23 protein-coding genes are annotated in these 25,254 nt (G+C 73.5%); 11 read left to right on the top strand and 12 right to left on the bottom strand.

The features are described from left to right. Positions 1-307 precede the first annotated feature (307 nt). Positions 308-493 (bottom strand): DUF4236 domain-containing protein, encoded by a 186-nt coding sequence (locus tag IO39_RS09450; protein WP_043619127.1) that lies wholly within the window; start codon positions 491-493, stop codon positions 308-310. A 145-nt stretch (positions 494-638) separates the two neighbouring features. On the opposite strand from IO39_RS09450, the gene IO39_RS09445 reads away from it, so the two are divergent. After that, positions 639-1,433 carry a histidine phosphatase family protein gene (locus IO39_RS09445; RefSeq protein WP_084772602.1) on the top strand — a complete coding sequence of 265 codons (795 nt, stop codon included), beginning with the start codon at positions 639-641 and terminating at the stop codon, positions 1,431-1,433. Here the strand turns inward: IO39_RS09445 and IO39_RS09440 are convergent. Both IO39_RS09440 and IO39_RS09435 read right to left on the bottom strand, forming a co-directional pair. Continuing rightward, entirely contained in the window at positions 1,332-1,901 is a 570-nt protein-coding gene (locus IO39_RS09440; protein WP_043619126.1) for an NUDIX hydrolase, read from the bottom strand. The two genes, IO39_RS09445 and IO39_RS09440, sit on opposite strands and share 102 nt — an antisense overlap. A 110-nt stretch (positions 1,902-2,011) precedes the next feature. Continuing rightward, positions 2,012-3,046 (bottom strand): LacI family DNA-binding transcriptional regulator, encoded by a 1,035-nt coding sequence (locus tag IO39_RS09435; RefSeq protein WP_084772563.1) that lies wholly within the window; start codon positions 3,044-3,046, stop codon positions 2,012-2,014. 229 nt (positions 3,047-3,275) lie between these two features. Between IO39_RS09435 and IO39_RS09430 the strand changes: the two genes are divergently transcribed. Genes IO39_RS09430 through IO39_RS09415 form a run of 4 tightly spaced genes read left to right on the top strand, consistent with a single transcriptional unit; the run spans position 3,276 to position 8,909 of the window. Beyond that, positions 3,276-4,580: an ABC transporter substrate-binding protein gene (locus IO39_RS09430; RefSeq protein ID WP_211266952.1), complete on the top strand. Its 1,305-nt coding sequence runs from the start codon at positions 3,276-3,278 to the stop codon at positions 4,578-4,580. After that, entirely contained in the window at positions 4,574-5,512 is a 939-nt protein-coding gene (locus tag IO39_RS09425) for a carbohydrate ABC transporter permease (RefSeq protein WP_211266951.1), read from the top strand. Before IO39_RS09430 ends, IO39_RS09425 begins: the two co-directional genes overlap by 7 nt. Continuing rightward, entirely contained in the window at positions 5,509-6,336 is an 828-nt protein-coding gene (locus IO39_RS09420) for a carbohydrate ABC transporter permease (protein WP_043619124.1), read from the top strand. Before IO39_RS09425 ends, IO39_RS09420 begins: the two co-directional genes overlap by 4 nt. Before the next feature lie 8 nt (positions 6,337-6,344). Next, the gene (locus IO39_RS09415) at positions 6,345-8,909 is read left to right on the top strand and encodes an alpha-L-rhamnosidase (protein ID WP_043619121.1); all 2,565 of its coding nucleotides are present in this window, start codon (positions 6,345-6,347) and stop codon (positions 8,907-8,909) included. A 5-nt stretch (positions 8,910-8,914) separates the two neighbouring features. Here IO39_RS09415 and IO39_RS09410 read toward each other — a convergent pair whose 3' ends face one another. The 6 genes from IO39_RS09410 to IO39_RS09385 all read right to left on the bottom strand — a co-directional run bounded on the left by IO39_RS09410 (position 8,915) and on the right by IO39_RS09385 (position 14,261). After that, complete coding sequence (locus IO39_RS09410; protein WP_157548092.1) at positions 8,915-10,066, bottom strand: SagB/ThcOx family dehydrogenase; 1,152 nt, start codon at positions 10,064-10,066, stop codon at positions 8,915-8,917. A gap of 110 nt (positions 10,067-10,176) precedes the next feature. Continuing rightward, positions 10,177-11,208 (bottom strand): ABC transporter ATP-binding protein, encoded by a 1,032-nt coding sequence (locus tag IO39_RS09405; protein WP_052422643.1) that lies wholly within the window; start codon positions 11,206-11,208, stop codon positions 10,177-10,179. Further along, positions 11,205-12,056: an ABC transporter permease gene (locus IO39_RS09400; protein ID WP_052422642.1), complete on the bottom strand. Its 852-nt coding sequence runs from the start codon at positions 12,054-12,056 to the stop codon at positions 11,205-11,207. Before IO39_RS09400 ends, IO39_RS09405 begins: the two co-directional genes overlap by 4 nt. 5 nt (positions 12,057-12,061) lie before the next feature. Then, a complete protein-coding gene (gene modA / locus IO39_RS09395) occupies positions 12,062-12,862 on the bottom strand; it encodes a molybdate ABC transporter substrate-binding protein (RefSeq protein WP_439331471.1) in 801 nt (266 codons plus the stop codon). 13 nt (positions 12,863-12,875) lie between these two features. Continuing rightward, positions 12,876-13,289, bottom strand: a complete 414-nt coding sequence (locus IO39_RS09390; protein ID WP_052422641.1) for a TOBE domain-containing protein — start codon at positions 13,287-13,289, stop codon at positions 12,876-12,878. A 99-nt stretch (positions 13,290-13,388) separates the two neighbouring features. After that, positions 13,389-14,261, bottom strand: a complete 873-nt coding sequence (locus IO39_RS09385) for a LysR family transcriptional regulator (RefSeq protein WP_043619112.1) — start codon at positions 14,259-14,261, stop codon at positions 13,389-13,391. A 79-nt stretch (positions 14,262-14,340) separates the two neighbouring features. On the opposite strand from IO39_RS09385, the gene IO39_RS09380 reads away from it, so the two are divergent. The 4 genes from IO39_RS09380 (at position 14,341) to IO39_RS09365 (ending at position 18,921) form a co-directional block, all read left to right on the top strand. Beyond that, entirely contained in the window at positions 14,341-15,570 is a 1,230-nt protein-coding gene (locus IO39_RS09380) for an MFS transporter (protein WP_052422669.1), read from the top strand. Continuing rightward, entirely contained in the window at positions 15,570-16,466 is an 897-nt protein-coding gene (locus IO39_RS09375; RefSeq protein ID WP_245641877.1) for an SDR family oxidoreductase, read from the top strand. Before IO39_RS09380 ends, IO39_RS09375 begins: the two co-directional genes overlap by 1 nt. Positions 16,467-16,680: 214 nt before the next feature. Then, entirely contained in the window at positions 16,681-17,481 is an 801-nt protein-coding gene (locus IO39_RS09370) for a substrate-binding periplasmic protein (protein WP_052422668.1), read from the top strand. 111 nt (positions 17,482-17,592) lie between these two features. Continuing rightward, on the top strand, positions 17,593-18,921 hold the full coding sequence (locus tag IO39_RS09365; protein ID WP_052422640.1) for a PP2C family protein-serine/threonine phosphatase: 1,329 nt from the start codon (positions 17,593-17,595) through the stop codon (positions 18,919-18,921). 16 nt (positions 18,922-18,937) lie between these two features. On the opposite strand, the gene IO39_RS09360 is transcribed toward IO39_RS09365, so the two are convergent. Both IO39_RS09360 and IO39_RS50415 read right to left on the bottom strand, forming a co-directional pair. Further along, a complete protein-coding gene (locus tag IO39_RS09360) occupies positions 18,938-19,258 on the bottom strand; it encodes a hypothetical protein (protein WP_043619109.1) in 321 nt (106 codons plus the stop codon). A 29-nt stretch (positions 19,259-19,287) separates the two neighbouring features. Then, positions 19,288-20,739, bottom strand: coding sequence for a serine/threonine-protein kinase (locus IO39_RS50415; RefSeq protein WP_084772561.1), 1,452 nt, complete (start codon positions 20,737-20,739; stop codon positions 19,288-19,290). Between the two features lie 348 nt (positions 20,740-21,087). Between IO39_RS50415 and IO39_RS09350 the strand changes: the two genes are divergently transcribed. Together IO39_RS09350 and IO39_RS09345 are read left to right on the top strand one after the other, a co-directional pair. Continuing rightward, positions 21,088-21,465 carry a hypothetical protein gene (locus IO39_RS09350; RefSeq protein WP_157548090.1) on the top strand — a complete coding sequence of 126 codons (378 nt, stop codon included), beginning with the start codon at positions 21,088-21,090 and terminating at the stop codon, positions 21,463-21,465. 163 nt (positions 21,466-21,628) lie between these two features. Next, positions 21,629-22,237, top strand: a complete 609-nt coding sequence (locus tag IO39_RS09345; RefSeq protein ID WP_043619103.1) for a dihydrofolate reductase family protein — start codon at positions 21,629-21,631, stop codon at positions 22,235-22,237. Between the two features lie 82 nt (positions 22,238-22,319). Here IO39_RS09345 and IO39_RS09340 read toward each other — a convergent pair whose 3' ends face one another. Beyond that, a complete protein-coding gene (locus tag IO39_RS09340) occupies positions 22,320-25,037 on the bottom strand; it encodes an exo-rhamnogalacturonan lyase family protein (protein ID WP_043619101.1) in 2,718 nt (905 codons plus the stop codon). Positions 25,038-25,254 lie beyond the last annotated feature (217 nt).

Raw genomic sequence — 25,254 nt, 5'->3', positions numbered from 1 at the left:
CGAGAAGGTTCACCGCCCCGCAATATCGCGATAGAGGCGGTGATCAGCGACTTTATGGGGAGCCGGGAAGCAGCGTGAGGATTTGTCGTGGGTTGCGGATGCCCTCATCCCCACCCGATCACGGCTTTCCGGACTGACCACTCCAGAACAGGCCGATCGTGGACGACGCCGGACCGTTCCCGGCCGATCCGGGACGGCCGGTCCGGGACGGCGCCGGACGTTCTCGCGCCGATCCCGGACGCGCCGCTCCCGGATGGGCCGAACCCGGACGGGCGATCGGGCCCGCGCGGGGGCCGCGGCCCCCGCGTCAGCGGCTGCGGAGGGTCTTGCGCCAGTGGAAGCCGCCGGGCAGGTTGACCGAGAGCGTACGGCGGCCGTCCGCCGTACGCGTCACGCGGAAGAGCCGGTTGCCCCAGCTGTGGCCCACGCCGCGCCGGGAGAGGTTCAGCCGGAACGGGCCCATCTTCATGGATTTGCGATAGCTCCACCCCATATCGGGTTCCTCCTTGTCGTCGCGAAGGACTTCCCGCTACCCGCACGGCGCGCGACATATCGGGTTTCATCATCGGCGTGGCATTGCACGGTCAACGGTGCGCCAAGGAGACGCGGAAGAAGCGGGGGCGTTAGGTTCGGTGGTCGTGCAGCCTGACAGTGACAAGCCGACCGACGACACGCCGACCGGCAAGCCGACCGACAAGCCGACCGACAAGGCCACCGACAAGGCCACCGACAAGGCGGCCGACAAGCCGGTCGAATACCGGCAGGGCCGGTTCCGTACGCCGCCGGGAGCCACCGAGCTCCTCCTGGTCCGGCACGGCGAGTCGGAGCCCGCGCGCCCCGACCGGCCGTTCCCCCTGGTGGACGGCCAGGGCGATCCGGGGCTCGCGCCCGAGGGGCGGGAGCAGGCGGAGCGGGTGGGCCTGCGGCTCGCCGCGGAGCGCATCGACGCGATCTACGTCAGCTCGCTGCGGCGCACGGCGCAGACCGCCGCGCCGCTCGCCGCGCGGCTCGGGCTGACGCCGGTGGTCGAGCCCGGGCTGCGGGAGGTGCACCTGGGCGAGTGGGAGGGCGGGCTGTTCCGCCGCATGGTCGCGGAGGGGCACCCGACGGCGCGGCGGATGTCGGCCGAGGAGCGCTGGGACGTGATCCCGGGCGCGGAGCCCGCCGCGGCCTTCTCCGAACGGGTGCGCAAGGTGCTCGCCGGGCTGGCCGCGGCCCATCCCGGCCAGCGGGTCGTGGTGGTCACCCACGGCGGGGTGATCGCCGAGGCGCTGGCGGCGGCGACGGGGTCGCGGCCGTTCGCGTTCCTCGGGGCCGACAACGCCTCGGTGTCACATCTGGTGCTGACCGACGCCCGGTGGGTCCTGCGCCGCTTCAACGACACCGCGCACCTCGACCCGGCCTTCTCCACCACGTCCGCCCCGCTCACCTGACGCGCCGGCCGCGCCGCCGCCGGCGGACTCGATCAGCAGGCGGTGCGACTCCAGCAGGCCCTCGGGGAGGTCGTCGGGAGCGCACCAGCGGGCCTCCAGGATCTCCATGGGGTTCAGCCGCAGGGCGCCGCCCCCGCAGTGCCGGGCCGCGTACGCGACCTCGACCCTGAGCCGGAACCCGCTGCGCAGCCGCACCAGCTCGCCCACGCTCACCTCCAGCCCGGTCTCCTCGCGCACCTCGCGGGCGAGCGCCTGCTCGAAGGTCTCGCCCCGCTTGACGCCGCCCGTCGGCAGGCCCCACGGCCGGCGCGCGTCCCAGAAGCGGTGCCGCAGCAGCAGCACGTTGCCCTCGCGGTCGCGGACGACGCCGGTCACCCCGACGATGAACTTGGCCTGGGACAGATAGAGCAGCCGCCAGCGCATCGATCCGCGGAGACCGAGCCAGAGCCGGGCGAGCAGCCTCTTCACCGGCGTCCCTTCGGAAGTGATCGAATATCGGGCCGTTGCAGCGTACCGGCTGTCGCCCGCGCCGCCGCCGCCGGCGGGCGGCGGGCGGCGGCCTCAGGAGGCAACGGGGGTCACGGGGTCTTGGGCGGGGCCGTGGAGCGGCGGGGCACGAGGGTCGGGGTGACGGAGAAGCGCACCGCGGAGGTGCGGCCGCCGATGCGTTCGAGCAGCAGCCGCCCCGCGGTCTTGCCCATGAGGGCGCCGTCCTGGTCGACGCTGGTCAGCGCGATGTGCGCGAATCCGACCACCCGCGCGTTGTCGTAGCCCGCCACGGAGATGTCGCCGGGGACGGTCAGGCCCGCCTCGTGGATGGCGGCGAGCGCGCCGAAGGCGGCCTGGTCGGCGCCGGCGAAGATGGCGGTGGGGCGCGGGTCGCGGGCCAGCAGCTCGCGGGTGCCCTCGTAGCCGCCCTCCTCGGTGTAGGAGGTGGCGGCGACGGCGATGTGCTCGGCCAGGCCGTGCTCGGTCATCACCCGCTCGTAGGTGGTGGCCCTGACGGTCTGCAGCAGCACGCTGGAGCGGCCCCCGACGTCGTCGGTGATGTGCGCGATGCGGCGGTGGCCGAGCGCGATCAGGTGCTCGACCACCAGCGCGGCGCCGATCTCGTCGTCGTCGAGCACGCAGTCGTACAGGGCCGAGCGGTCGTGGCGGCCGAGCACCACGAGCGGGGTGTCGCCGGCCATCTTCTCCAGCTGCGACTTGGAGCAGAGCGGGGCGACCCAGAGGATGCCGTCGACCTGCCGGTCCACCAGCGCGTCGCTCGCGCGTCGCTCGGCGGCGGGGCCGCGGCCCCCGCTCTGGACCATGATCGCCTGGTAGCCGCTGCCGGAGATCTCCTCGGTCAGGCCGTCGAGGATGTCGGCGAAGAACGGGTTTCTGATGTGCGGCAGCAGCACCCCGATGGTGAAGGTGCGCCCGCGCATGGCCCGCGCCGCGTTGTGCGGGCGGTAGCCGAGCTCGTCGATGGCGGCCCGCACCTTGGCGCGCATGGCCTCGCTGACGCCGTAGGCGTTCTGCAGCACCTTCGACACGGCGGTGGTGGACACCTGGGCGTGCTTGGCCACGTCGGTGATTGTCACTCTGCGCTGCCGATCTCGCGTGACCATGTGCCGCCTCTCCTGGACTCGTTGCCGCCCCATTGTACGAGCTCAGCGCTCCCCCACCGTGGGGAACGTTACCCATCGCCTAGGTCAGACCTCCGTCGAAGGCCAGGTCGAGAAGAATTACGGTTGGGGACCGTTCCCCAGAGACCCCCTTGACGCCCTGCCAGGTAACGCCTACGTTAACTGCCACTGGGGGACGCTTAAAACGATTCAACGAACCCGGAGGGGCGTTGTGAAGACCTCGCACCGCATGACCGGAGCGGCCCTGGCCGTTCTGGTGACGGCGGCCCTGACCTCCTGCGGCTCGGGCTCAGGCCCGGAGTCCGGCAGCGGCACCGTCACCTTGGAGTTCCTCGTCGACAACAGCCAGGCCACCATGGACACGGCGAAGGCCCTCGCGGACGCCTTCATGCAGGCCAACCCGACCATCACGATCGAGACCGAGACGCGGCCCGGAGGCAGCGAGGGCGACAACATCGTCAAGACCCGGCTCTCGACGGGCGACATGTCGGATGTGTTCTGGTACAACTCCGGGTCGCTGCTCCAGGCGCTCAACCCGGCCCAGACCATGGTCGACCTCACCGGCGACCCGGTGCTGGCCAACGTGCAGAAGGACTTCCTGCCGGTGGTGAGCCAGGCCGGCAAGGCGTACGGCGTGCCCGCCGGCACCGCCATGGGCGGCGGCATCCTCTACAACCGCAAGGTCTACGACCAGCTCGGCCTGAAGCCCCCCAAGACGTGGGCGGAGTTCATGGCCAACAACGACAAGATCAAGGCCGCCGGGATCACGCCCGTGATCGGGACGTTCAAGGACACCTGGACCTCGCAGCTGTTCGTGCTGGGCGACTTCTACAACGTGCAGGCGGCGGTGCCGGCCTTCGCGCAGGACTACACCGCGAACAAGGCCAAGTTCGCCACCACACCGGCCGCGCTGGCGGGCTTCGAGCACCTGGCCGAGATCCACGCCAAGGGCCACATGCAGGAGGGCTTCGGCTCGGCCACCAACGACCAGGGCATGAAGATGCTGGTCGAGGGGAAGGGCGCGCACTATCCGATGCTCAGCGCCCAGCTCCCGCCGCTGGTGTCCAGCATGCCGCAGGCCGCCACCGACGTCGGCTTCTTCGGCATCCCCGGCGCCGACGCGGCCAGGAACGGCGCGACGATCTGGGAGCCGCCCGGCATCTACATCGCCAGGACCAGCGAGCACGTGGCCGAGGCCAAGAAGTTCCTCGCCTTCGTCGCCTCCCCGGCCGCGGCCGACGCGGTGAACAAGGTCGTGCAGCCGGCCGGGCCGTACCGGATCACGGGGGCGAAGCTGCCCGAGGACGCCATCCAGGTCGCCAAGGACCTCCAGGTGTACGTGGACGAGGGGCGCACGGCGCCGGCGCTGGAGTTCGTCTCGCCGGTCAAGGGCCCGTCGCTGGAGCAGATCACGGTCGCCGTCGGATCGGGCCTGACCCCGGCCGCCGAGGGCGCCGCGCAGTACGACAAGGACGTGGCGAAGCAGGCCAAGCAGCTGGGGCTCGCGGGGTGGTGACCAGGCAGGACGCCGGGCCCCGCACGGGGTCCGGCCCGGGACCCGGGCCCGGTCACGCCCGCGCCTCCCGCCGCCGCCGCGGCTCGGCCTACCCGTACGCGCTGTACCTGCCGGCCGCCGTCGTCTACCTGGTGATCTTCCTGGTGCCGACGGTCATGGCGTTCTACTTCGCGCTGACCCGCTGGACCCTGTTCGACAGCGAGTTCGTCGGCCTGCAGAACTTCCGCGACTTCCTGGCCGAGCAGAACCTGCGCATCGGCTTCCAGAACACCCTCGTCTACGCGGTCGTCACCAGCGGCCTGAAGGTCGTGCTCGGGCTGCTGCTCGGCGTGCTGCTCACCTCGAAGCTGAAGCTGCGCGGCTTCCTGCGCTCGGTGGTGTTCTTTCCCGTGCTGGTCTCCACGGTCGCGGTCGGCATCACCTTCAGCGTGCTGCTCAAGCCCGACACCGGGCTGGTCAACCAGGCCCTGGCCGTGGTGGGCGTCGACGGCGGCGACTGGCTCGGCGACGCCACCACCGCGCTGCTGTCGGTGGCGCTGGTGGACGTGTGGAAGGGCGTGGGCCTGGCCACCGTCATCTACATCGCCGGCATCATGTCGATCCCCTCGGAGTACTACCAGGCCGTCGCGGTCGACGGCGGGGGCGCCTGGCACCGCTTCCGGCACGTCACGCTGCCGCTGAGCTGGCCGGCCACCTACTCGGTGATCATCCTGTCGTTCATCGGCGGGCTGCGCTCGTTCGACCTCATCTGGACGATGACCCGCGGCGGCCCCGGCTTCACCAGCGACACCATCGCCTCGATCATCTACAAGCAGTATCAAGCCGGTTTCTTCGGCCTGTCCACCGCGGGCAACGTGCTGCTCTTCCTCATCGTCACGGCCATCGCCGTGCCCCTCAACCACTACCTCGGCAAGAGGCAGGTCACCGCATGAGAGCACTTCGCAGGCTCGGCGCGGAAACGGTCGCGCTGGTCCTGGCCACCGTGATCTTCCTGGTCCCGTTCGCGTTCATGCTGCTGACCGCCGTCAAGGACCGGACGCAGGCCACGGACCTGGACTTCTCCTGGCCGACGAGCTGGCCGGTGGTGGAGAACTTCCTGGCCGTGGTCGAGGCCCGCGACTATGTGCTGCTGCGGGCCTACGTCAACAGCACCATCCTGACCGTCGCGTCGGTGGCGCTGATCGTGGTCTTCGCCTCGATGGCCGCGTTCGTGCTGCAGCGCCGGCCCGGCAAGGTCGCCAAGCTGGCCGACTTCCTGGTGCTGTCGGGGCTGATCATCCCGCCCGCCGTGGTGCCGACCATCTGGCTGCTGCAGGCGCTGGGCCTGTTCAAGACCCTGCCCGGGCTCATCCTGGCCGAGGTGGCCTTCAACCTGTCGTTCGCGATGCTGTTGTTCCGGGCGTTCATCGCGGCCATCCCCCGCGAGCTGGACGAGGCCGCGCAGATCGACGGCTGCGGCGGCCTGCGGTTGTTCTTCCGGGTGATCTTCCCGCTGCTGCGGCCGGTCACCATCACCGTCATCCTCACCAGCTCGGTGGCCATCTTCAACGACTTCGTCAACCCGCTCTACCTGCTGCCCGGCGACGAGAACGCCACCGTGCAGGTCACCCTCTACAACTTCCAGAGCCAGTACAACACCCAGTGGAACCTGCTGTTCATGGACATCGTGCTCATCACGATCCCGCCGCTGCTGCTGTTCGTCTTCTTCAACCGCAAGATCGTCGCCGGCATGACCGCCGGCGCCATCAAGGGCTAAGGAGCACCTTGCTTAACGTCACCGCTCCCACGTTCGAGCACCACCGGGACCCCCTCGGCGTGGGAGAACCCGCCCCTCGCCTGTCGTGGACCGTCGCCACCGACACCCCCGGCTGGCTGCAGCGGGCGTACGAGATCGAGCTCGGCGACGGCACCGCCACGGGCCCCGTCGAATCGGCCGAATCGGTGCTCGTGCCCTGGCCGGGCCCGGAGCTGGGCTCGCGCGAGCGGCGCGGCGCCCGGGTGCGCGTGCACGGCGCCGACGGCTCGGTGAGCGACTGGAGCCCCTGGTCGTACGTGGAGGCCGGGCTGCTGCGCGCGGCCGACTGGCAGGCGGGGGCGGCCGCGCCCCCGGTGGAGCTGCTCGGCGCCCCCGACGGCCCCGCGCTGCTGCTGCGCCGCGGCTTCACCCTGCGCGGCCCGGTCGAGCGGGCCCGCTTGTACGTCACGGCGCACGGCACGTACGAGATCGAGCTCAACGGCCGGGTGGTCGGCGACGACGTGCTCGCCCCCGGCTGGAGCAGCTACCACCACCGCCTGCGCTACCGCACCCACGACGTCACCGGCCTGCTGCGCGAGGGCGGCAACGCCATCGGCGCCACCCTGGCCGACGGCTGGTACCGGGGCCGCCTCGGCTTCCTCGGCGGCAAGACCGGCATCTACGGCGACCGCACCGCCCTCATCGCCCAGCTGGAGATCACCTACGCCGACGGCGGCACCGACGTCGTGACCACCGACGGCACGTGGCGCTGCGCGCGCGGCCCGGTCACCGCGGCCGGCCTGTACGACGGCGAGCACCACGACGCCCGCCTCCTGCCCGCGGGCTGGTCGGAGCCCGGCTTCGACGACTCCGCCTGGCTGCCCGCCGACGCGCTCGGCCACGACGCCGCGCTGCTCGTCGCGCCCACCGGCCCGCCCGTGCGCCGCGCGGAGACGCTCGGCCCCGTCGAGGTGCTGACCGGCCCGAACGGGGAGACCATCCTCGACTTCGGCCAGAACATCGCCGGCCGCCTGCGCATCCGCGTCCAGGGCCCGGCCGGCCACACCGTCACCCTGCGCCACGCCGAGGTGCTGGAGAACGGCGCGCTCGGCGTGCGGCCCCTGCGCGCCGCCGCCGCCTGCGACCGGTACACGCTGCGCGGCGACGGCGAGCCCGAGGAGTGGGAGCCGCGCTTCACCACGCACGGCTTCCGCTACGCGCAGATCGACGACTGGCCCGGCGAGCTGGACCCCTCCGACGTGCGGGCCGTCGTGTGCCACACCGACCTGCGGCCCATCGGCGACTTCGACTGCTCCGACCCGCTGCTCAACCGGCTGCACGACAACGTCCGGTGGAGCATGCGCGGCAACTACGTGGACCTGCCCACCGACTGCCCGCAGCGCGACGAGCGGCTGGGCTGGACCGGCGACATCCAGGTGTTCGCGCCCACCGCCGCCTTCCTCTACGACTGCGCGGGCCCGCTGGCGTCGTGGCTCGCCGACCTGGCCGCCGAGCAGGCCGAGCACGGCACCGTCCCGCACTACGTGCCGTGGGTGCAGCTGCCGATGGCGTTCGAGACCTCGCCGACCGCCGCGTGGGGCGACGCCGCCGTGCTCGTCCCGTGGGTGCTCTACCAGCGCACCGGCGACCTCGGCCTGCTGTCCGCCCAGTACGCGAGCATGACCGCCTGGGTGGACCAGATCGCCTCCATCGCCGGCGCCGGCCACCTGTGGGACGAGGGCTTCCAGTTCGGCGACTGGCTCGACCCCGCCGCTCCCCCGGACGACCCCGGCAGGGCCCGCACCGACCACGCGCTGGTCGCCACCGCCTACCACGCCTGGTCGGCCGGCGTCGTGGCCGAGACGGCGGCGCTGCTCGGCCACTCCTCGGACGCGGCGCGTTACGCGGAGCTGGCCGCGCGGGTGCGCGCGGCCTTCCGGCGCGAGTTCGTCACCCCGTCGGGACGGCTGGCCTGCGACACCCAGACCGCCTACGCCCTGGCCCTCTGCCTGGACCTGCTGGACGGGCCCGAGCAGCGGGAGCGGGCCGGGCGGCGGCTGGTGCAGCTCGTCGCCGCCGACGGCCACCGCATCGGCACCGGTTTCGTCGGCACGCCGCTCATCTGCGACGCGCTCTGCTCGGTCGGCGCGTACGACACCGCCTACCGGCTCCTCACCCAGCGCGAGTGCCCCTCGTGGCTGTATCCGGTGACGATGGGCGCCACCACGATCTGGGAGCGCTGGGACAGCATGCTGCCGGACGGCACGATCAACCCCGGCGAGATGACCTCCTTCAACCACTACGCGCTCGGCGCGGTGGCCGACTTCCTGCACCGCACGGTCGCCGGTCTCGCCCCGGACGCGCCGGGTTACCGCCGCCTGCGCGTCGCGCCCCGCCCCGGTGGCGGGCTGACCCGCGCCTCGGCCCGCCTCGACACGCCGTACGGGCCGGCCGCGGTGTCCTGGAGCACGGACGGCGAGACGCTCACGGTCTCCGCCACCGTGCCGCCGGGCACGACGGCGGTGGTGGACCTGCCGGGCGCCGAGCCGCGTGAGGTGGGCTCGGGCAGCCACGAGTTCACGGTGCCCGCCTGACCCGGCTATGAGCCCTCCGGCGCCGCGGCCGCCCTCGTGCCGGGCGGGCCGGCCGCCCGGCCGGCGGTCGCGGCGGCGGTGCGCGGATGCCCGGCGCCCAGCACCGACAGCGGGGTGTGGCCGCTGCCGTCCAGGCCGAGGCGGCCGGCGACGGCGCCGTCGTGGAAGGCGCCGGTCTGCCGGGGGCCCAGGCCCAGCGCGGCGGCCGTGAGGGCGAAGAGCTGCCCCAGGTGGCCGGCGTCCAGCAGGCAGACCCGGTGGGCGCGGGCCAGGCGGTGCCGGGCGCGGGCGCGCTCGACCACCGCGGCCAGGACGACGAGGAACGCCGCCTGCCCCGCCCACTCCTGGCCGGCGCACAGGTGGACGGCCTCGGCGCCGGTGAATCCCTCGCCGAGCAGCGCCAGGCTGTGGTCGCGGGCGTCGTAGCGGTAGACGCCGGCGGGCACGCCGCTGACGTTCCAGACCGCCAGGTAGGGGTCGAGCTCCTGCCGCGCGCCGGCGTGGCACGAAGGCGCGCCGGGGTGGCCGGCCGGGCCGAAACACGTGGCCAGCAGCGCGGCGAGGGTGGTCAGGGCGACGGGGCCGGAGGCGAGGTCCCCGCGGGCGGCGCCCAGGCGGAGCACCTCCCCGAACGGCGTGGCCAGCTCGGCGGGGCGGCGCGGCAGCAGGATGCGGGCGGCGTGCGGCCGCCCGGCGAACGGCGCCGGCCCCTCCCCGGCCCCCGGGGACCGCGCCCGCCGCTGGGTCTGCGCCGTTGCGGTGTCCGGAAAGGCGGTGACAGTGTCCGGAAAGGCGGTGACAGTGTCCGGGAAGGCCGTGACGGTGTCCGGGAAGACAGCGGCTGTCTCGGGGAAGGCGGTGGCGGTGCGGGGGAAGAAGGGATCCTCGGCCTCCCAGGAGCCCCACTCCTCGGCGGCCCGGGCGTCCCGCTCGGCCTCCTCGCCGCCCTCGGCGAGCAGGATGCCGTGCTCGCGCAGCAGGGTGATGGTGCCGTCGTCGGCGTCCTCCTGGGGCGGGGCGGTCCAGTCCTCGTACGCGGCCAGCAGCGCGGCGGCGGTCGCGGGCAGGGTGACGGCTTCGCCGCCGGGGTACGGGCGGGCGACGAACGTGCCGTCGTGCCAGTAGCAGACCAGACAGCGGCGGCGGCGAAGACGCATCGGGAACTCCACCTTTCTGCTGGGATGGGAAGGCCGTTACGTCATGATGCCACTACTCTCAGTAACTCTAAGGCTACACACAGCTACCCTCCGTCACATGGGGCCGGCCGTCACGCCGCGTAGGCGTGCGTCTCGGTGGCCTTGACCGAGACCCAGATCCGCTGGCCGGCGCTCAGGTCGAGATCGGCGACAGCGGCAGGGGTGATGTCGGCGAAGGCGGTGACGGGGCCGTCGAGGTGCACCCGGACGTTGTCACCGTGGCGTTCGATGCCCTCGATGCGCGCCTGCCACAGGTTGCGCGGGCTGCCGTCGGGCCTGCTGCGGTAGAGCGCCACGGCGGCGGGCGGGAAGGCCACGAACGCGGGCCCTTCGAGCTGCTCGCAGGTGTGCAGCGCCAGCTCCCCCACGGTGACCCGGCTCCCGTCGGCCACCCCCCGATACAGGTTGAGGCCGACGAGACGGGCCACGTAGTCGGTGCGCGGGCGGCGGGCGACCTCGGCCGGGGTGCCCTGCTGGACCACGGCGCCGCCCTCGATGACGATCAACCGGTCGGCCAGCACCATGGCGTCGAGGGGATCGTGGGTGACCAGCACGGTGGCGCCGTCGAAGTCGGCCAGGTGGCGGCGCAGCTGGGAGCGGATCTCCAGCCGGGTGTGAGCGTCGAGCGCGGCCAGCGGCTCGTCCAGCAGCAGCAGCTCGGGCCGTACGGCCAGCGCGCGGGCGAGCGCCACCCGCTGGGCCTGCCCGCCGGACAGCTCGCGCGGCCGGGCGGCGGCGCGGTCGGCCAGGCCCACCCGCTCCAGCAGGACGGCGGCGGCGCGGCGCGCCTCGGCCCTGGGCACGCCCTGGCAGCGCGGCCCGAAGGCCACGTTGTCGAGCGCCGACAGGTGGGGGAAGAGCAGGTAGTCCTGAAAGACCATGCCGATCGGCCGGCCCTCGGCGGGCAGGGTGTGCAGCGGCCTGCCGCGCAGGCTGATCCGCCCGCCGGACATGGGCGTGAGGCCGGCCAGCGCGCGCAGCGCCGTGGTCTTGCCCGCGCCGTTGGGCCCGAGCAGCGCCACCACCTCCCCGGGGGCGACCCGCAGCGCGACGTCGAGGGTGAAGGCGGGCCTGGCGACCACCAGCCGGGCGTCGAGGGTCACGGCGCGCTCACCCACCGGTCGCGCAGGCTGGCCAGGATGACCACCGAGACGGCCAGCAGCACCAGGCTGAGCACGATCGCCGCCTCCGGCTCGGTCTCCAGCGCCAGGTAGACCGCCAGGGGCATGGTGCGGGTCGTGCCGGGGAAGTTGCCCGCGAACGTGATCGTCGCCCCGAACTCGCCCAGCGCCCGCGCCCAGCAGAGCACCGCCCCCGCCACCACGCCCGGCATGACCATGGGCAGCGTCACCCGCCGGAACACCGTCCACCGCGAGGCCCCGAGCGTCGCGGCGGCCTCCTCGAAACGCTGGTCGGCGCCGCGCAGCGCGCCCTCCACGCTGATCACCAGGAAGGGCATCGCGACGAAGGCCTCGGCGATGACCACGCCCGCCGTCGTGAACGGCAGCGTGACCCCGAACGTGGCCTCCAGCCACTGCCCGGCCAGGCCGCGGCGGCCCAGCACCAGCAGCAGCGCCACGCCCCCGACGACCGGCGGCAGCACCAGCGGCACGGTGACCAGGGCGCGCACCAGGCGCCGCCCCGGGAACTCGACCCGGGCCAGCAGCCAGGCCAGCGGCACGCCGAACAGCAGGCACACGGCGGTGGCGATGGTGGCGGACACCAGCGACAGCCGCAGCGCCTCCAGCACGTGCGGCTCGGCCAGCCGCTGGAGCAGCGTGGACCAGGGGGCGCGGACCAGCAGCCCGGCCAGCGGCAGGATCAGGAAGGCCAGCCCCGCCAGCGCGGGCACGACCAGCATCCACGGCGGCCGGCCGGTGACCTCGCGGCCTCGGGCCGTCCGCCCGCGCGGGCCCGGCACGTCGAGCTGTTCGGGTGCGGTGGAGCTCATGCGGATCAGGGGGCCTCGAATCCGGCCTTGGTCAGCACGCCGGCGCCCTGCGGCGACAACACCAGCTCGACGAAGCGCCGGGCCAGGTCACCGGCGGGCGCGCCGGTGACGGTGGCGATCGGGTAGTCGTTGACCGCCCGGCCGGCCTCGGGGAAGTCGATGCCGCGCACCTCGCCGCCGGCCGCGAGCACGTCGGTCCGGTAGACCAGGGCGGCGTCCACCTCGCCCAGCCGCACCTTGGTGAGGGTGGCCTTGACGTCCTGCTCCAGCGTCACGGGCGTGACGGTCAGGCCGGCGGCGGCCAGCGCCTTGACCGCCGCGGCGCCGCACGGCACCTGCTCGGCGCAGAGCGCCACCTTCACCCCGGGCGCCGCCAGGTCCTTCAGCCCGCTCACCTTGGCCGGGCCGCCGGCGGGCACCGCGATCTGCAGCCTGTTGCGCGTGAACGTGGTCGGCGAGCCCGCCAGCCCCGCGTCGGTGACCGTCTTCATCGTGGCCGGGCTCGCCGCGGCGAACACGTCGGCCGGCGCGCCCTGGGTGATCTGCTGGGCCAGCGTGGCGCTGGAGCCGAAGTTGAACCGCACCGTCGTGCCCGGATGTGCGGCCTCGAACCTCCTGCCCAGCTCGGTGAAGGTGCCGGTCAGCGAGGCCGCCGCGAACACCGTCACCTGCTTCGCGCCGCCGCCGCCGGACGCCGGCGGCGACGCGGCGGACGGGCCCGCCCCGCCGGAGCCGCAGCCGGCCAGGCCCGCCAGGGCGAGCGCGACGGGCGCGGCGATCGCCCACCGGGAAAGACGCCTGAACACCAAGGGGAGCTCCTCACGACTGGCCGGCCACGCGCTCGTGGCCCGGAATCTCCACGACGACGTTGGTGGACTTGATCACGGCGACCGCGACCACCCCCGGCTCCAGCCCCAGCTCGTCGGCGGCCTGCCGGCTCATCAGCGACACCACCCTGAACGGCCCCGCGGCGATCTCCACCTGGGCCATCACCGCGTCGCGCAGCACCTCGGTCACGATCCCGCGGAAGCGGTTGCGGGCCGACGAGCGGCCGCCGTCGGCGCCCGCGCCGACCTGCGCGCGGGCGAAGGCCGCCAGGTCGGCGCCGTTGACCAGCCGGTGGCCGTGCTCGTCGCGCTCGGCCGCGAGGCGGCCCGCGTCGACCCAGCGGCGGACGGTGTCGGAGCTGACCCCGAGCAGCGCCGCGGCCTCGCTGATCCGGAACGTCGTCACAATCCCTCACCCTACCTCGCACCTGCGAGCCCGAGCACCCGGCTCCCCTCGCGTGAGCGGCCCCCATCCGGGCCTGCCCCTGGCATTCACGAGACCGCCTCAGGCCGGGAGGTCCAGGCCGGACAGGAAGGCCGCGGCGGCGGGTGACGGCGGGAAGCGGCTCCAGACCAGGTACTCCATGCGGGCGGGCGCGTCGCGCAGCCGCAGCACGTGCAGGTCGGGAAGCTCCCGCACGAACGCCGCGGGCAACATCCCGACACCCAGGTCCTGCCGGATCAGGCGGGCCATGAAGTCCACGGTCGTCACCTCGAAGGCGACCTCGCGCCGGACCCCGGCCGCCTCGAAGGCCTGGTCGGACTGCGCCCGCGCGGCGGAGCCCGGAGGGAAGTCGACGAACGGCTCGTCCGACAGGTCGTGCAGGTCCAGCTGCGCCGCGCGGGCCAGCGGATGGGCGGGCGACACCACGGCCACGAGCTCGCCCCGGGCCAGCTCGCGGCCGCTGACGCCCTTGGGGCGCGCGTCCACCGGCAGGCCCAGGAAGGCGACGTCGAGGGTGCCCTGCCGGACGCGTTCGGCCAGCTCCTCGCTCGCCCCCGAGCGCAGGGTGATCCGCACGTGCGGGTGCCGCCGGTGGAAGCGTTTCAGCTCGCTGGGCAGATCGACCGCCACGACGGTGGGGATGGCGCCGAGGGCGAGCCGGCCCCGGATCTCGCCGGTGGCCGCCGCCACCTCGGCGCGGGCGCGCTCCGCGGCGTCGAGCGCCTGCCGCGCCGCCGGGAGGAACGCCTCGCCCGCCGGGGTCAGCCGCACCCGCCGGCTGGTGCGGTCGAACAACCGCGCGCCCAGCTCGCGTTCGAGGCGGGCGATCTGGTGGCTCAGCGCGGACTGGACGACCAGGCACTGCTCGGCGGCGCGGGTGAAGTTGCCCGTCTCGGCGACGGCGACGACGTAGCGCATCTGCTGCAGTTCCATGGATCAATCGTGGATCACGATCGTTCTCATGACAAACATGCGTTGGACTCATTGATCGTCCATGGCCGAGGCTGGGCGCATGACGGTGTTGCGAACTCCTGCCGAGAGCGGCCTGCCCCGGGGCCTGCTCCTGCTCATGTCGGTGGCGACGGGGCTGGCGGTCTCGGGCAACTACTTCGCGCAGCCGCTGCTCGACCTCATCGCCCGGGAGCTGGCGATCGAGCCCCCGCTGGCGGCGCTGGTGGTGACGGCCGCGCAGGGCGGGTACGCGCTGGGGCTGATCCTGCTGGTGCCGCTCGGCGACCTGATCGAGCGGCGCCGGCTGGCCGTGGCGCTCTACGCGGCGACCGCGCTGTTCCTGCTGGTGTCGGCCGCCGCGCCCAACGGCGCGGTGCTGCTGGCCGGCACCACGCTGACCGCGCTGACCTCGGTGGCGGCGCAGGTGGTGGTGCCGTTCGCGGCGACGCTGGCCCGCCCGGAGGAGCGCGGCCGGGTGGTCGGCACGGTGATGACCGGGCTGATGCTGGGCCTGCTGCTGGCGCGCACCGCGTCGGGGGCGCTGTCGGAGCTGGGCGGCTGGCGGACGGTCTACTGGGTGAGCGCGATCCTCATGGCGCTGATGGCGGTGCTGCTGCGGATCTTCCTGCCCCGGCTCGGCGGGGACGGCCGGCGACTGTCCTATCCGGCGCTGCTGCGCTCGACGGCGGGGATGTTCCGGCACGAGCCGCTGCTGCGGTGGCGGGCCGGCATCGCCGCCCTGAGCCTGGCCTCGTTCAGCGTGTTGTGGACGGCGCTGACCTTTCTGCTGTCGGGGGCGCCGTACCACTGGGGGGAGCCGGCGATCGGGCTGGTCGGGCTGCTCGGCGTGGCGGGCGCGCTGACCGCCACGGTGGCGGGGCGGCTGGCCGACCGCGGGCACGTCCAGCTCGTGACCGGGGCCGGGACGGCGCTGCTGGCGCTGTCCTGGGCGGCGAGCGCCGCGGGGGCGGGCTCCCTGGCCTGGCTGCTCATCGGCGTGGTCGTGCTGGACCTGGCCCACCAGGCGGTGCTCAACAGCAGCCAGAACGTCGTCTACGCGCTGCGGCCCGAGGCCCGTAACCGCATCAACTCCGCCTTCTCGACCGCCCTGTTCCTCGGCGGCGCGGCGGGGTCCGCGCTGACCTCGGCGGCCTGGGCGGTGGGCGGCTGGACCGCCGTGTGCCTCCTGGGCGCCGCCCTGGCCGCCGGGACCGTCGTGCTCTGGGTCCTGGAGCGCGTCACCGTCAACCGGGCGGCGGGCCGGGCCCGCCGTCCGTACGCGACCACCTGATGAGAACGAACGTGTCACGCACCGTGCTGATCACCGGGGCCACCGGGACCGTGTCCACCGCGCTGCTGGACGAGCTGCGCGGGGCCGGACTGCGGCTGCGGGCCCTCGTCCGCGAGGAGTCCGCCGCGCGCCGCCTGAAGGGGCAGGTCGCCGAGGCGGTCGTCGGCGACCTCGGCGAGCCCGCGTCGCTGCCGCCCGCCTTCGACGGCGTGCAGGACGTGTGGCTGCTCACGCCGAACGGGCCGCGCGCCCCCGAGCACCACATGAACGCCCTGTGGGCGGCCCGCCGGGCCGGCGTGGAGCGCGTCGTGCGCCTGTCCGTGGTCGGGGCGGCGCACGACGCGCCGAACCGCAGCGGCAGGCTGCACGCGCTGTCCGACCGGGAGATCGAGGCGTCCGGGCTGCGCTGGACGATCCTGCGCCCGCACTGGTTCATGCAGAACCTGCTGAACGAGGCCGGCGACGTCGCCGCCACCGGCACGTTCTCGCTGAACCTGGCCGCGGCGCGGATCGGCATGATCGACGTGCGCGACATCGCCGCGTGCGCCGCCCGCGTGCTCCGCGACGACCCGGACCGGCACCACGGCCGGATCCACACCCTCACCGGGCCGCGCTCGCTGTCGCTGGAGGAGGTCGCCGGCGAGCTGGGGCGCGCCGTGGGCAGGCCCGTCACGTACCGGCCGGTGGGCGACGACGTCAAGCGCGCGGCGCTGCTGGGGTACGGCGTGCCGGCGTGGATCGTGGACATGCTGGAGGAGTACGCGCGGGCGTACGCGGACGGCTGGGGCGACTTCACCACCGGCACGGTCGCCGAGCTGCTCGGCCGGCCGGCGCGCGACATCGCCGACTTCGCCCGCGACCACGCCTCCGCTTTCGCCCCGGCCGACGCCGGCTGAGCCGCCGCCCGGCCGGTCCCAGTGGCCGGTCCCAGTGGCCGGGGTCGCCGCGGCCGGGGGCGCCTCGGTGTCCTCTTGCGGAGACGCCGGGTCCATGGTCATGCTCGATCTGCCAGCCCGAGTCGATCCCTCCGGAGGCGCGGTGCCCGTCGATGATCGCCGGCAGGTCGTGACGGTGACGGGGCCCAGCCGGCTCCGGCCGGGGAGGGCGCCGGTGGGACGGCTGCTGATCTGCCTGCTGGTGCTGCTCACCGGCTGCGGCACCGGGCGGGCGGAGTCCTTCATGGACAAGGACGAGGTGGTCGTCGCCCTGCGCTCCGACGTCCCGCTGATCAGCTTCGCGGGGCGGCAGGGCGGCTATGACGGGTTCAACGTCGAGGTGGCCGAATACCTGCTGTCCCGGCTGGGCAAGCGGATCCGCTGGCTCGAGATCCAGGCCGGCGACCAGCTCAGCGTCCTCACGCGGAAGCGGGCCGACCTGGTCTTCGCGCACATGTCGATCACGGCGGAGCGGAAGAAGGTGATCGACTTCGCCGGGCCGTACCACGTGGACTTCCAGGACATCGCGGTGCGGCCGGCCGACAAGGAGGCCGTCCGCGACGTCCGCGACCTGGCGGGCCGCAGGATCTGCTGGGTGCGCGGCACGAACATCGCCCAGCGGATCATCGACGAGCGCGGGGTGAAGGCGACCGCCGTCGAGGCGCCGGACTACGACCTGTGCCTGAAGATGATCCAGGACGGCAGGATCGACGCCATCTCCACCAACGCCCAGATCCTGGCGGGCCTGCTCACCAGGCCGGGCGTGGACCTGCACCTGGTCGGCGCGACGTTCAACGAGCAGCGCACGTCGATCGGGGTGCGCAAGGGCGACGTCGCCGGGTGCGAGGCGCTCAACCGGGCCATCACCGCGATGTACCAGGACGGCACGGCGCGCAGGCTGCTGGACAAGTGGTTCGGCGCCTCGGGCATCGACCTGTCGGTGGTGGCGGTCCCCCAGTTCGAGGGCTGCTCCTGAGCCCGGCCCCGGGCCGGCGTCGGTCACGCCGTGTCACCGGCGCGTGTCACCGGCACGTGTCACCCGGACGGCGGCGGGGCATGAGGGGGGAGGGGCGTCTCGGGGGGTGAGGTGGGCGAGGAGCGTGAGGGCGGCGGGATCAGTGGCGAGCTGGGGCAACTGGGCGCCGAGGACCTGCAGCGGCTGCAGGCCGGCCTGAGGCAGATCCGCGACCTGCACGACCGGATGGAGCGCCTGCTGGAGGCGGTCCTGGCGATCAGTTCGGAGCTGGAGCTGAACGCCGCGCTCCGCACCATCGTGGAGGTCTCCGCCGACCTGGTGGACGCCCGCTACGGTGCCCTGGGCGTGCTGAACGAGGAGGGCCAGTTCTCCGACCTGTTCACGTGCGGGGTCTCGCAGGAGGTCTACGACGCCATCGGGCGCATGCCGACCACCCACGGCCTGCTCGGCGAGCTGGTGGCCCACCCCCGGCCGATGCGCGTGGACGACCTGACCGCCCACCCCGAGTTCCGCGACTTCCCCGAGGGCCACCCGGTGATGCGGACGCTGCTGGGCACGCCGCTCCTGGTGCGCGGCACGGTCTACGGCAACATGTACTTCGCCGACAAACGTTCCGGCGGCCCGTTCACCGGCGACGACGAGCGCATCATCGCGGCGCTGGCGAGCGCGGCCAGCGTGGCCATCGAGAACGCCCGCCTCTACGACCGGATCAGGCGCAGCACCGAGGAGTTCCAGCGCAGCCTGCTCCCCGAGCTGCCCGACCTGCCCGGCCTGCACTCCTGCGTGCGCTACCGCCCCTCCAGCTCCGTCCCCAACATCGGCGGCGACTGGTACGACGCGATCGTCCTGCCCGACGGCGCCCCCTGCCTGATGGTCGGCGACGTGATGGGCCACGACCTGCGCTCGGCCACCGTCATGAGCCAGATCAGCAACATGTTGCGGGTGCTCGCCTACGAGCACTGCGAGCCGCCCTCCCGCATCCTGACCCGGCTGGACGAGGTGCTGCACGGCCTGCACGGCGGCCCGATGGCCACCGTGCTGCTGGCCCGGCTGGAGGAGCGCACCGGCGAGGGCTGGCGGATGCGGTGGGCCAGCGCCGGGCATCCGCCGCCGCTGCTGGTGGCCGCCGAGGGCCCCGCCCGCTACCTGACCGTCAACGGCGGCCACCCGCTCGGCGTCGCCCCCGAGCTGCCGCGCCCCGACCACGAGCAGGTCATCCCCACCGGATCGACGCTGCTGGTCTACACCGACGGGCTCGTGGAGGACCGCGCGCACGACCTCGGCCAGGGGCTGGCGAGCCTCGCCCGTACCGCCGCCGAGCTGCGGCACCTGCCCGTCGAGGAGCTGTGCGACCGGTTGCTCTGCCATCGTGGCGGCGGCGACTTCGCCGACGACGTGGCGCTGCTCGCCGTCCGCCTGGCCGCGCCCGGCGACGGCTGACGGGGCCCTCGCGCCGTCACCATTCGTCCTCGTCGTCCTCGTCGTCGTGGAAGAGACCCCAGGCCGAGTACGCGAGCACGGCGAACCCGACCGCGCAGATCGACACGATGAACGCCTCCCTGCTCACGGTGAGCGCCACCAGGCACACGGCTCCCGAGACGATGCCGATCGCGATGATGACGCCGTTCCTGGTGACGCGCGGGCGCGCCGGCGCGGGCGGGGCCGGCGGGGCCACCGCCGCCGCGGGAAGCGGCTCCCACAGGCAGCCGCACTCGGGGCACTGCCACGGCCGCCGGTCGTCGCCGTACGCCGGGCGGGCGCACTCGTGAGGGGTCAAGGGGGGTGTCCTTCCGGGACGGGAGGCGGCTACAGGCCCTGGCCCAGGGCGACGATCAGCGAGATCAGCGCGATGGGTCCCATGACGGCCACCGACACCACGAGCGAGCGGTGCCCGGGCAGGAGGCGGGCCAGGAGGCCGGCGGCGGTGCCGCGGATCTGCCCCGCGCCCGGCACCACGAACAGCCCCAGCGTGAACGCGCCCGCCGCCAGGGCCTCGGCGTGGCTGGCGGTCAGCCGGACGGCCAGGTGCAGCAGGCCCGCGACGACGAAGCCGAACGCCAGCGACAGGAGGATGTGCCCCATCGCCATGAGCGCCTCCCTGGACCCGTCGCGCCGGGCCTCGCCGAAGAAGTGCCCGCCGGCGCGCAGGGCCAGGGCGATCGCCGCCGCCGCCAGGCCGCCGGGGACCGGCATGAGGATGGTCAGCGCGATCAGCGTGACGAGCATGAGCACCCCGACGAACCCGCTGCCGGCCACGAACCGCCGCAGGTCGAAGGGCTCCTTGGGCGCCGGGGGCGGCGCCGGGCTGGGCGGCGCGGGCCGGTCGGCGTGCAGGGTCGGCGCGGGCACGTAGGGCGGCGGCCGCTCCTCCTGGCGCCTGTGGCCGTACTCGACCGGCGGGAGCAGGTCGGAGACGCTGTCCATCATCAGCGTACGGGGCCCGCGCTGCGGGCCGCGGGGCGACGGGTCGAGCGCCCTGGCCATCCGCAGCAGCTCCCGCGCCCCCGGCCGGGCCGCCGGGTCGACCTGCATGGCCCGGCTCAGCCAGTCGCGCAGCCACCCGGGCGCCCGGTCGATCTGCGAGCGCCCCTCCATGGTGTTGAAGCAGATGGCCTCGAACGTCCCCGTGCCGAACGGCGGCAGCCCCGTCGCCGCGAAGAACACCGTCGAGGCCAGCGCGTGCACGTCGGCCGCCTGGGTGATCTGCGAGTTGCGGATGATCTCCGGCGCGAGATAGCCCGGCGTGCCGACGAACATGCCGGTCTGGGTCAGCCGGGCCGCGTCCACCAGGTGCGCGATGCCGAAGTCGATGACCAGCGGCTCGCCGCCGACCATCATGACGTTGGACGGCTTGAGGTCGCGGTGGATCACGCCGGCCGCGTGGATGTCCACCAGCGCCTGGCACAACCCCTGGGCGAGCCTGATGACCTCGTGCGCCTGCAGCGGGCCCCCGCTCAGCACGGTGTCCTCCAGCGTGCGGCCGGGCGCGAACCTGGTCACCACGTAGGGCCGGTCACCGGCCAGCTCGGCGTCGATCACCTCCGCGACGAACGGGCTGCGCACCCGGCGCATCGTCTCCACCTCGCGGAACAACCGGTCGCGCGCCTTGAGGTCGGCGGCCACGTGCGGGTGCAGCACCTTGATCGCGACCTCGCGGCCCGCGTCGTCGACGCCGAGGTGGGCGACGCCCATGCCGCCTTCGCCGATCTTCCTGATCACCCGGTAAGGGCCGAGATGCTCCTGCGTCTGAGCGCTCATTCCCGACGTCATCCTCCGTGTTTCCCCCGCTTGGCCGTGCTCGCGTCGCGCACCGGCGGGGCCATTGTCCCGCAGTGCTCCCCCGAGATGCACAGTAAGCGAAGATCCGGCCGAATGCGCCGCAAGTGCCGCTCCCACCCCTTCTCCGCAGGCCCCTTCCCGGAGCGGCCGGCGGGGTTCGTCCCGCCGGGCGGCAGTGCCGGTGTCATGGCAGGTGAGGCGGGTCCCGCGTGATCGGATGGCGGCGGCGACAGGATTCTGTCACTCTGCGTTGTCGATCGACTACTCGTTGCTGTTGAGTGAGGTGTCTGCCACTCGCAGGCGTTCCCGAACAGCAAGGAGTGAACCATGAGAACCCTCCTCCGCAGAGCCGCCGTAGTGCTGGCCGCGACCACCACCACGGCCGCGGCCGCGGCCGGGCTGGCCCTGCCCGCCTCCGCCGCCCCCGCCGCGCCCGCCGCCCAGGCCGCCGCCCCCTGGCCCTGTCCCAGGATCATCGGGGTGTGCGCCCAGACCGCGGACGGCGCGCTCCGGATGCTCCTCCACCGTGAGGAATACCTTGCGCCGCCGGTCGTGCGGGCCGCGAACAACACCCCCGAATCGTGGTGCTTCTTCGCGGAGCCGGGCTTCAACGGAGACCGCCGCGCGGTCGCGCCCTGGGAGACCGTCCTCGACTTCGGCTTCGACGTCTACTCGGCCTCCCCCGGCCGGTGCGGCCGGGCGTGAGCCTCCGGCCGCCCGCCTGACCCGCGGCCGTCGCGGCCGTGCGCCGCCGGGTCCCCGTCACGGGGGTCCGGCGGCACCCTTTCCGGCGCCGGGCGCGATGAGTTCTCGCCGCCTGCGCGGTCATACCATCGACGTCCCCGTACCGACGGAGAGGAACCCCGCCATGCCGAAGGTCATCGCCGACATCACCATGTCCCTGGACGGCTACGTGACCGGCCCCGGCGCCGACGCCGAGCACGGGCTCGGTGACGCCGAGGAGCTGCACGCCTGGGTGACCGACCGCGACGCGCTCGACGCCGAGATCCTCCGGGAGACGACCGCGGCGACCGGCGCCGTGGTGATGGGCAAGCGGCTGTTCGAGGTCATCGACGGCCCGCTCGGCTGGACCAAGGACATGGGGTACGGCGCCGACCAGGCCGGCGCGCCCCCGTTCTTCGTCGTCACCCACCACCCGCCCCGGCACGTCCGGCTGGCGGAGGAGCTGGGCCTGCGCTTCACCTTCGTCGGCGACCTGGCCTCCGCCGTGGAGCGGGCGCGGGCCGCGGCGACCACGGGCGACGTCGTGATCATGGGCGGTGGCGACGTCATCGGGCAGGCCCTGCACCAGGGACTGCCCGACGAGCTGCGCCTGCACCTCGCCCCGATGCTGCTCGGCGGCGGCACCCCGCTCTTCAAGCCCGGCACCCGGCAGCTGTACCGGCAGCGCGAGGTCCGGCCCTCGGCCAACGCCGTCCACCTCGTCTACGAGCGGCTGACCGGCCCGGCCCGCTAGGAGATCGATCCCGCCCGGACGGCCGCGCCGGTGGTGGTTCCCGGCGGGACGGCCGCCCGCACGAGGGCGGCCGTCCCGGGGTTCAGAGGTGCTCGCCGATCAGCGCGAGGCACTGGAAGGCGGCCAGGCCGAACTGGGCGCTGGCGTTCGTCGACAGGTCCGCCTCGTCGACGGGGTTGAGCACGGCGGGCCCCTCGACGCGTTTCGAGGTGAAGGCGTGGCCGTCGGGGTAGCCGGCGTGCCCGGTGCGCAACTCCTGCCAGGCGCGCCTGGCCAGGGCCTGGTCGCCCAGTTGCCGGGCCGCGTACGCGGTGGCCCGCGAGTACGCCTGGCGCAGGTTGAGGTTGCCCCAGTCCGCGCCGGTGGCCGCGCGCTGCTCGTCCTTGGTGGCGTTGTAGAGGCGGCAGAACTCCACCCACTTGGCCTTGACGGCCGCGTCGTCGATCAGGTCGATCAGCTCGGTCATGACCTCGATGAGGCCGAAGACGGAGCTGAGGCTGCCGATGCTCACCGAGCGTTCCGTCATGGGCGCGTAGCGGCCGTCGGCCAGGTTGTAGGTGACGCCGCCCTGCACCCACCCGTTGGGCAGCGCCGCGATCGTGGTGGCCCCGTTGACGAGCTTCGTGCGGGCGATCGGGTCGCCGTTGCGCTCCCACTCGGTGAGCCAGGCCATCGCCAGGGCGCTCCAGTCGGTGGTCTGCCCGACGCCCAGCGCCTTGGGGTCCGGGTCGAACGGCTGCCCACCGTTGATCTTGCGGCCGGGGTCGAGCACGAGGAAGGTGCGGTCGGAGTCGATGAGGTCGTGCAGCACGTCGCCGATGCGCTCGTCGGCGGTCAGGAAGTAGTGGAAGCGCTTGTAGCCGGCGTTGCTGATGCGCACCTGCTTGGCGCTGTCGGCCCAGTGCAGGATGCCGTGCCGGGTGCCCAGGCCGCGCCACTTGCCGAGGTGGTACATGTCCACCTCGCTGGTGTGGCGGGTCATCGCCTCGGCGAAGCGGAACGCCTTGGCGTCGCCGCTGCGCAGGTAGTGGTACCAGAGCCACAGGTCGGTCGACAGCTCGGAGTTGTCCCAGGCGTAGCCGCCGACGTCGTAGCGCCACACGTGGCGGTCGGCGTCGTAGCTGTGCATGATGTCGCCGTAGTCCCAGAAGCCGTACCAGGAGCGCTGGTCGACCTGCTCGCGGTGGTAGGCGTGCATGAGGTCGAGCTTGTCCTCCAGCGCGGCCTTGGCCGGGACCGAGCGGTCCACCGGGGCCCAGGAGCCGAAGACGCCGGCCGCGTGGTTGTGCTGCGGCGGGCTGATGAGCAGCGGCGGGGTGGCGTTGGCGGCGGCGAGCGCGGCGAAGCGCCCGGCGGTGGGGGTGGCCTCCAGGGCCCAGAAGGTCAGCTCGGTGGTGCGGGCGATGCCGTACGGGGTGCCGAAGCCGGGCTCGTAGTCCTCGTAGGTGATCTCCAGGGCGTCGAGCTGCTCGGGGTAGGTGTCCTGGCCCAGGCCGTCGTGGTAGAAGCGCAGGTCCATCGCCCCGGCGCGGGGCGACCACATCCACACCGTGGCGCGCGCCTCGTCCGTGGCGGCGCCGGAGATCTCCAGCTCGGTCGGGTGCAGCTGCCAGAAGTTGCGCATGCCGAAGGCCAGCCCGCCGGTCGGGCCGCCGAGATAGGCCAGGCCGGAGGCGCGGCGGCCGCCGTCCACCCTGATCCACGAGTGGCCCGGCTTGGTGCGCTTGTGGATCTCGAAGCCGTGCGCGTTGAGCTGGCGCAGGCTGTAGTCGCCCCAGGCCGGGATCCACTGCAGGCGGGTGGTGACGCGCTGGTCCCAGGTGGCGGGATCGGGGGTGGCCCGGCCCTCGTACTGGGCCTGCCGGACCGCCTTGCCGGGGTCGCGGCGCAGGCCGGTGATGCCGCGTACGGCTTCGGCCAGCACGCCGTCGCCCTCGCCGGCGAAGCGCACGTGCCGGTCGTGCGGCTCGCCGCGCATCGGCACGGCGAACTGCACGCCGAGGCCGTTGACGAAGTCCTTGCTCTCGTTGCCGTCGTAGACGAAGGTGTGCACGACCCGCAGGGCGTCGGAGCCGGCGTACAGGTAGAAGCGCACGGTGAACGGCAGCCACTCGCGCCGGCCCTTCTTGTGCTTGCCCTCCACCTTGACGACCGCCCGCACGGGGCCGCTCTGCTCGACCCGCACGGAGGAGACGCGGCCGGTGAACTCCTCGCTCCTGCCGGGCTCCTCGGCCTTGTCCTGCCGGGAGGCGATCAGCCGGCCGTCCTTGGCGACGACCGTCGAGCCCCGCGCGATCGACGTGACGACGTGCTCGCCGGAGCGGGCGAAGGCGACGGTGATCACGCCGGTGTCCACGGTGATCCGGCCGCCGTCGGTCCTGACGGTGACGGGCGCGGCGGGCGCCGCCGCGGCGCCGGCGCCGAGCCGGTACGTCTCCGCGCGCGGCGCGGCGCCGCTGACCGCGTGGGCCGTCCACTTGACGGACCCGTCCGGCCACCAGCCGATCGGCCACGACTGCACCGGCACCTGCGCGCCCGCCTCCGTGGTCAGCGAGAACTGCTGGTCGGGCGCGAACGCGCCGCGCGGCCAGGGCACGCCCCACGTCGTGCCGCCGGCCAGCTCGGCGGGCGCGCCGCCCTCCAGCCAGCGCAACGAGACCGGGTCGTGCCCGGCCGGCGCGACCGGAGCCGTCGCGGGCACGCTCTGCTCGGCGGCGGCGGCCGGGCTCGCGCGGAAGGGCAGCGCCGCCGCGGCGCCGGCCGTGGAGGCGAGCATGGTACGTCGGCTGATGTGAGCCACGGGGGGTCAACTCCTTGTACGCCGGGACACGGGGGGTGTGAAGACGTCACCCGACGGAAACCCCGAAGGGTTTAACCGTTTACACAGATGGGATAGGACCACGAGCCTGCTTTCAAGTCAAGATCTGAGCCATCGGAGACCCTCTTCCTCGAATACGCTTACAACCTGAATAGGTGGCCGATTTGCCTAAAGCCATTAGGGAAAAGTACGTTGTCTT

Origin of the sequence: Nonomuraea candida (genome assembly GCF_000725485.1) — a bacterium.
In the GTDB taxonomy this organism is placed as follows: Bacteria; Actinomycetota; Actinomycetes; order Streptosporangiales; family Streptosporangiaceae; genus Nonomuraea; species Nonomuraea candida.
Note: the sequence above shows the minus strand (reverse complement) of the source record. Positions and strands in the feature narration are given on the sequence as shown.

Coding starts and splice junctions, on each gene's coding strand:
- IO39_RS09450 (WP_043619127.1), bottom strand. CDS start 493: ATGGGGTGGAGCTATCGCAAATCCATGAAGATGGGCCCGTTCCGGCTG.
- IO39_RS09435 (WP_084772563.1), bottom strand. CDS start 3,046: ATGGTCACGCGAGATCGGCAGCGCAGAGTGACAATCACCGACGTGGCC.
- IO39_RS09420 (WP_043619124.1), top strand. CDS start 5,509: ATGAGAGCACTTCGCAGGCTCGGCGCGGAAACGGTCGCGCTGGTCCTG.
- IO39_RS09410 (WP_157548092.1), bottom strand. CDS start 10,066: ATGCGTCTTCGCCGCCGCCGCTGTCTGGTCTGCTACTGGCACGACGGC.
- IO39_RS09400 (WP_052422642.1), bottom strand. CDS start 12,056: ATGAGCTCCACCGCACCCGAACAGCTCGACGTGCCGGGCCCGCGCGGG.
- IO39_RS09385 (WP_043619112.1), bottom strand. CDS start 14,261: ATGGAACTGCAGCAGATGCGCTACGTCGTCGCCGTCGCCGAGACGGGC.
- IO39_RS09380 (WP_052422669.1), top strand. CDS start 14,341: ATGACGGTGTTGCGAACTCCTGCCGAGAGCGGCCTGCCCCGGGGCCTG.
- IO39_RS09375 (WP_245641877.1), top strand. CDS start 15,570: ATGAGAACGAACGTGTCACGCACCGTGCTGATCACCGGGGCCACCGGG.
- IO39_RS50415 (WP_084772561.1), bottom strand. CDS start 20,739: ATGAGCGCTCAGACGCAGGAGCATCTCGGCCCTTACCGGGTGATCAGG.
- IO39_RS09350 (WP_157548090.1), top strand. CDS start 21,088: ATGAGAACCCTCCTCCGCAGAGCCGCCGTAGTGCTGGCCGCGACCACC.
- IO39_RS09345 (WP_043619103.1), top strand. CDS start 21,629: ATGCCGAAGGTCATCGCCGACATCACCATGTCCCTGGACGGCTACGTG.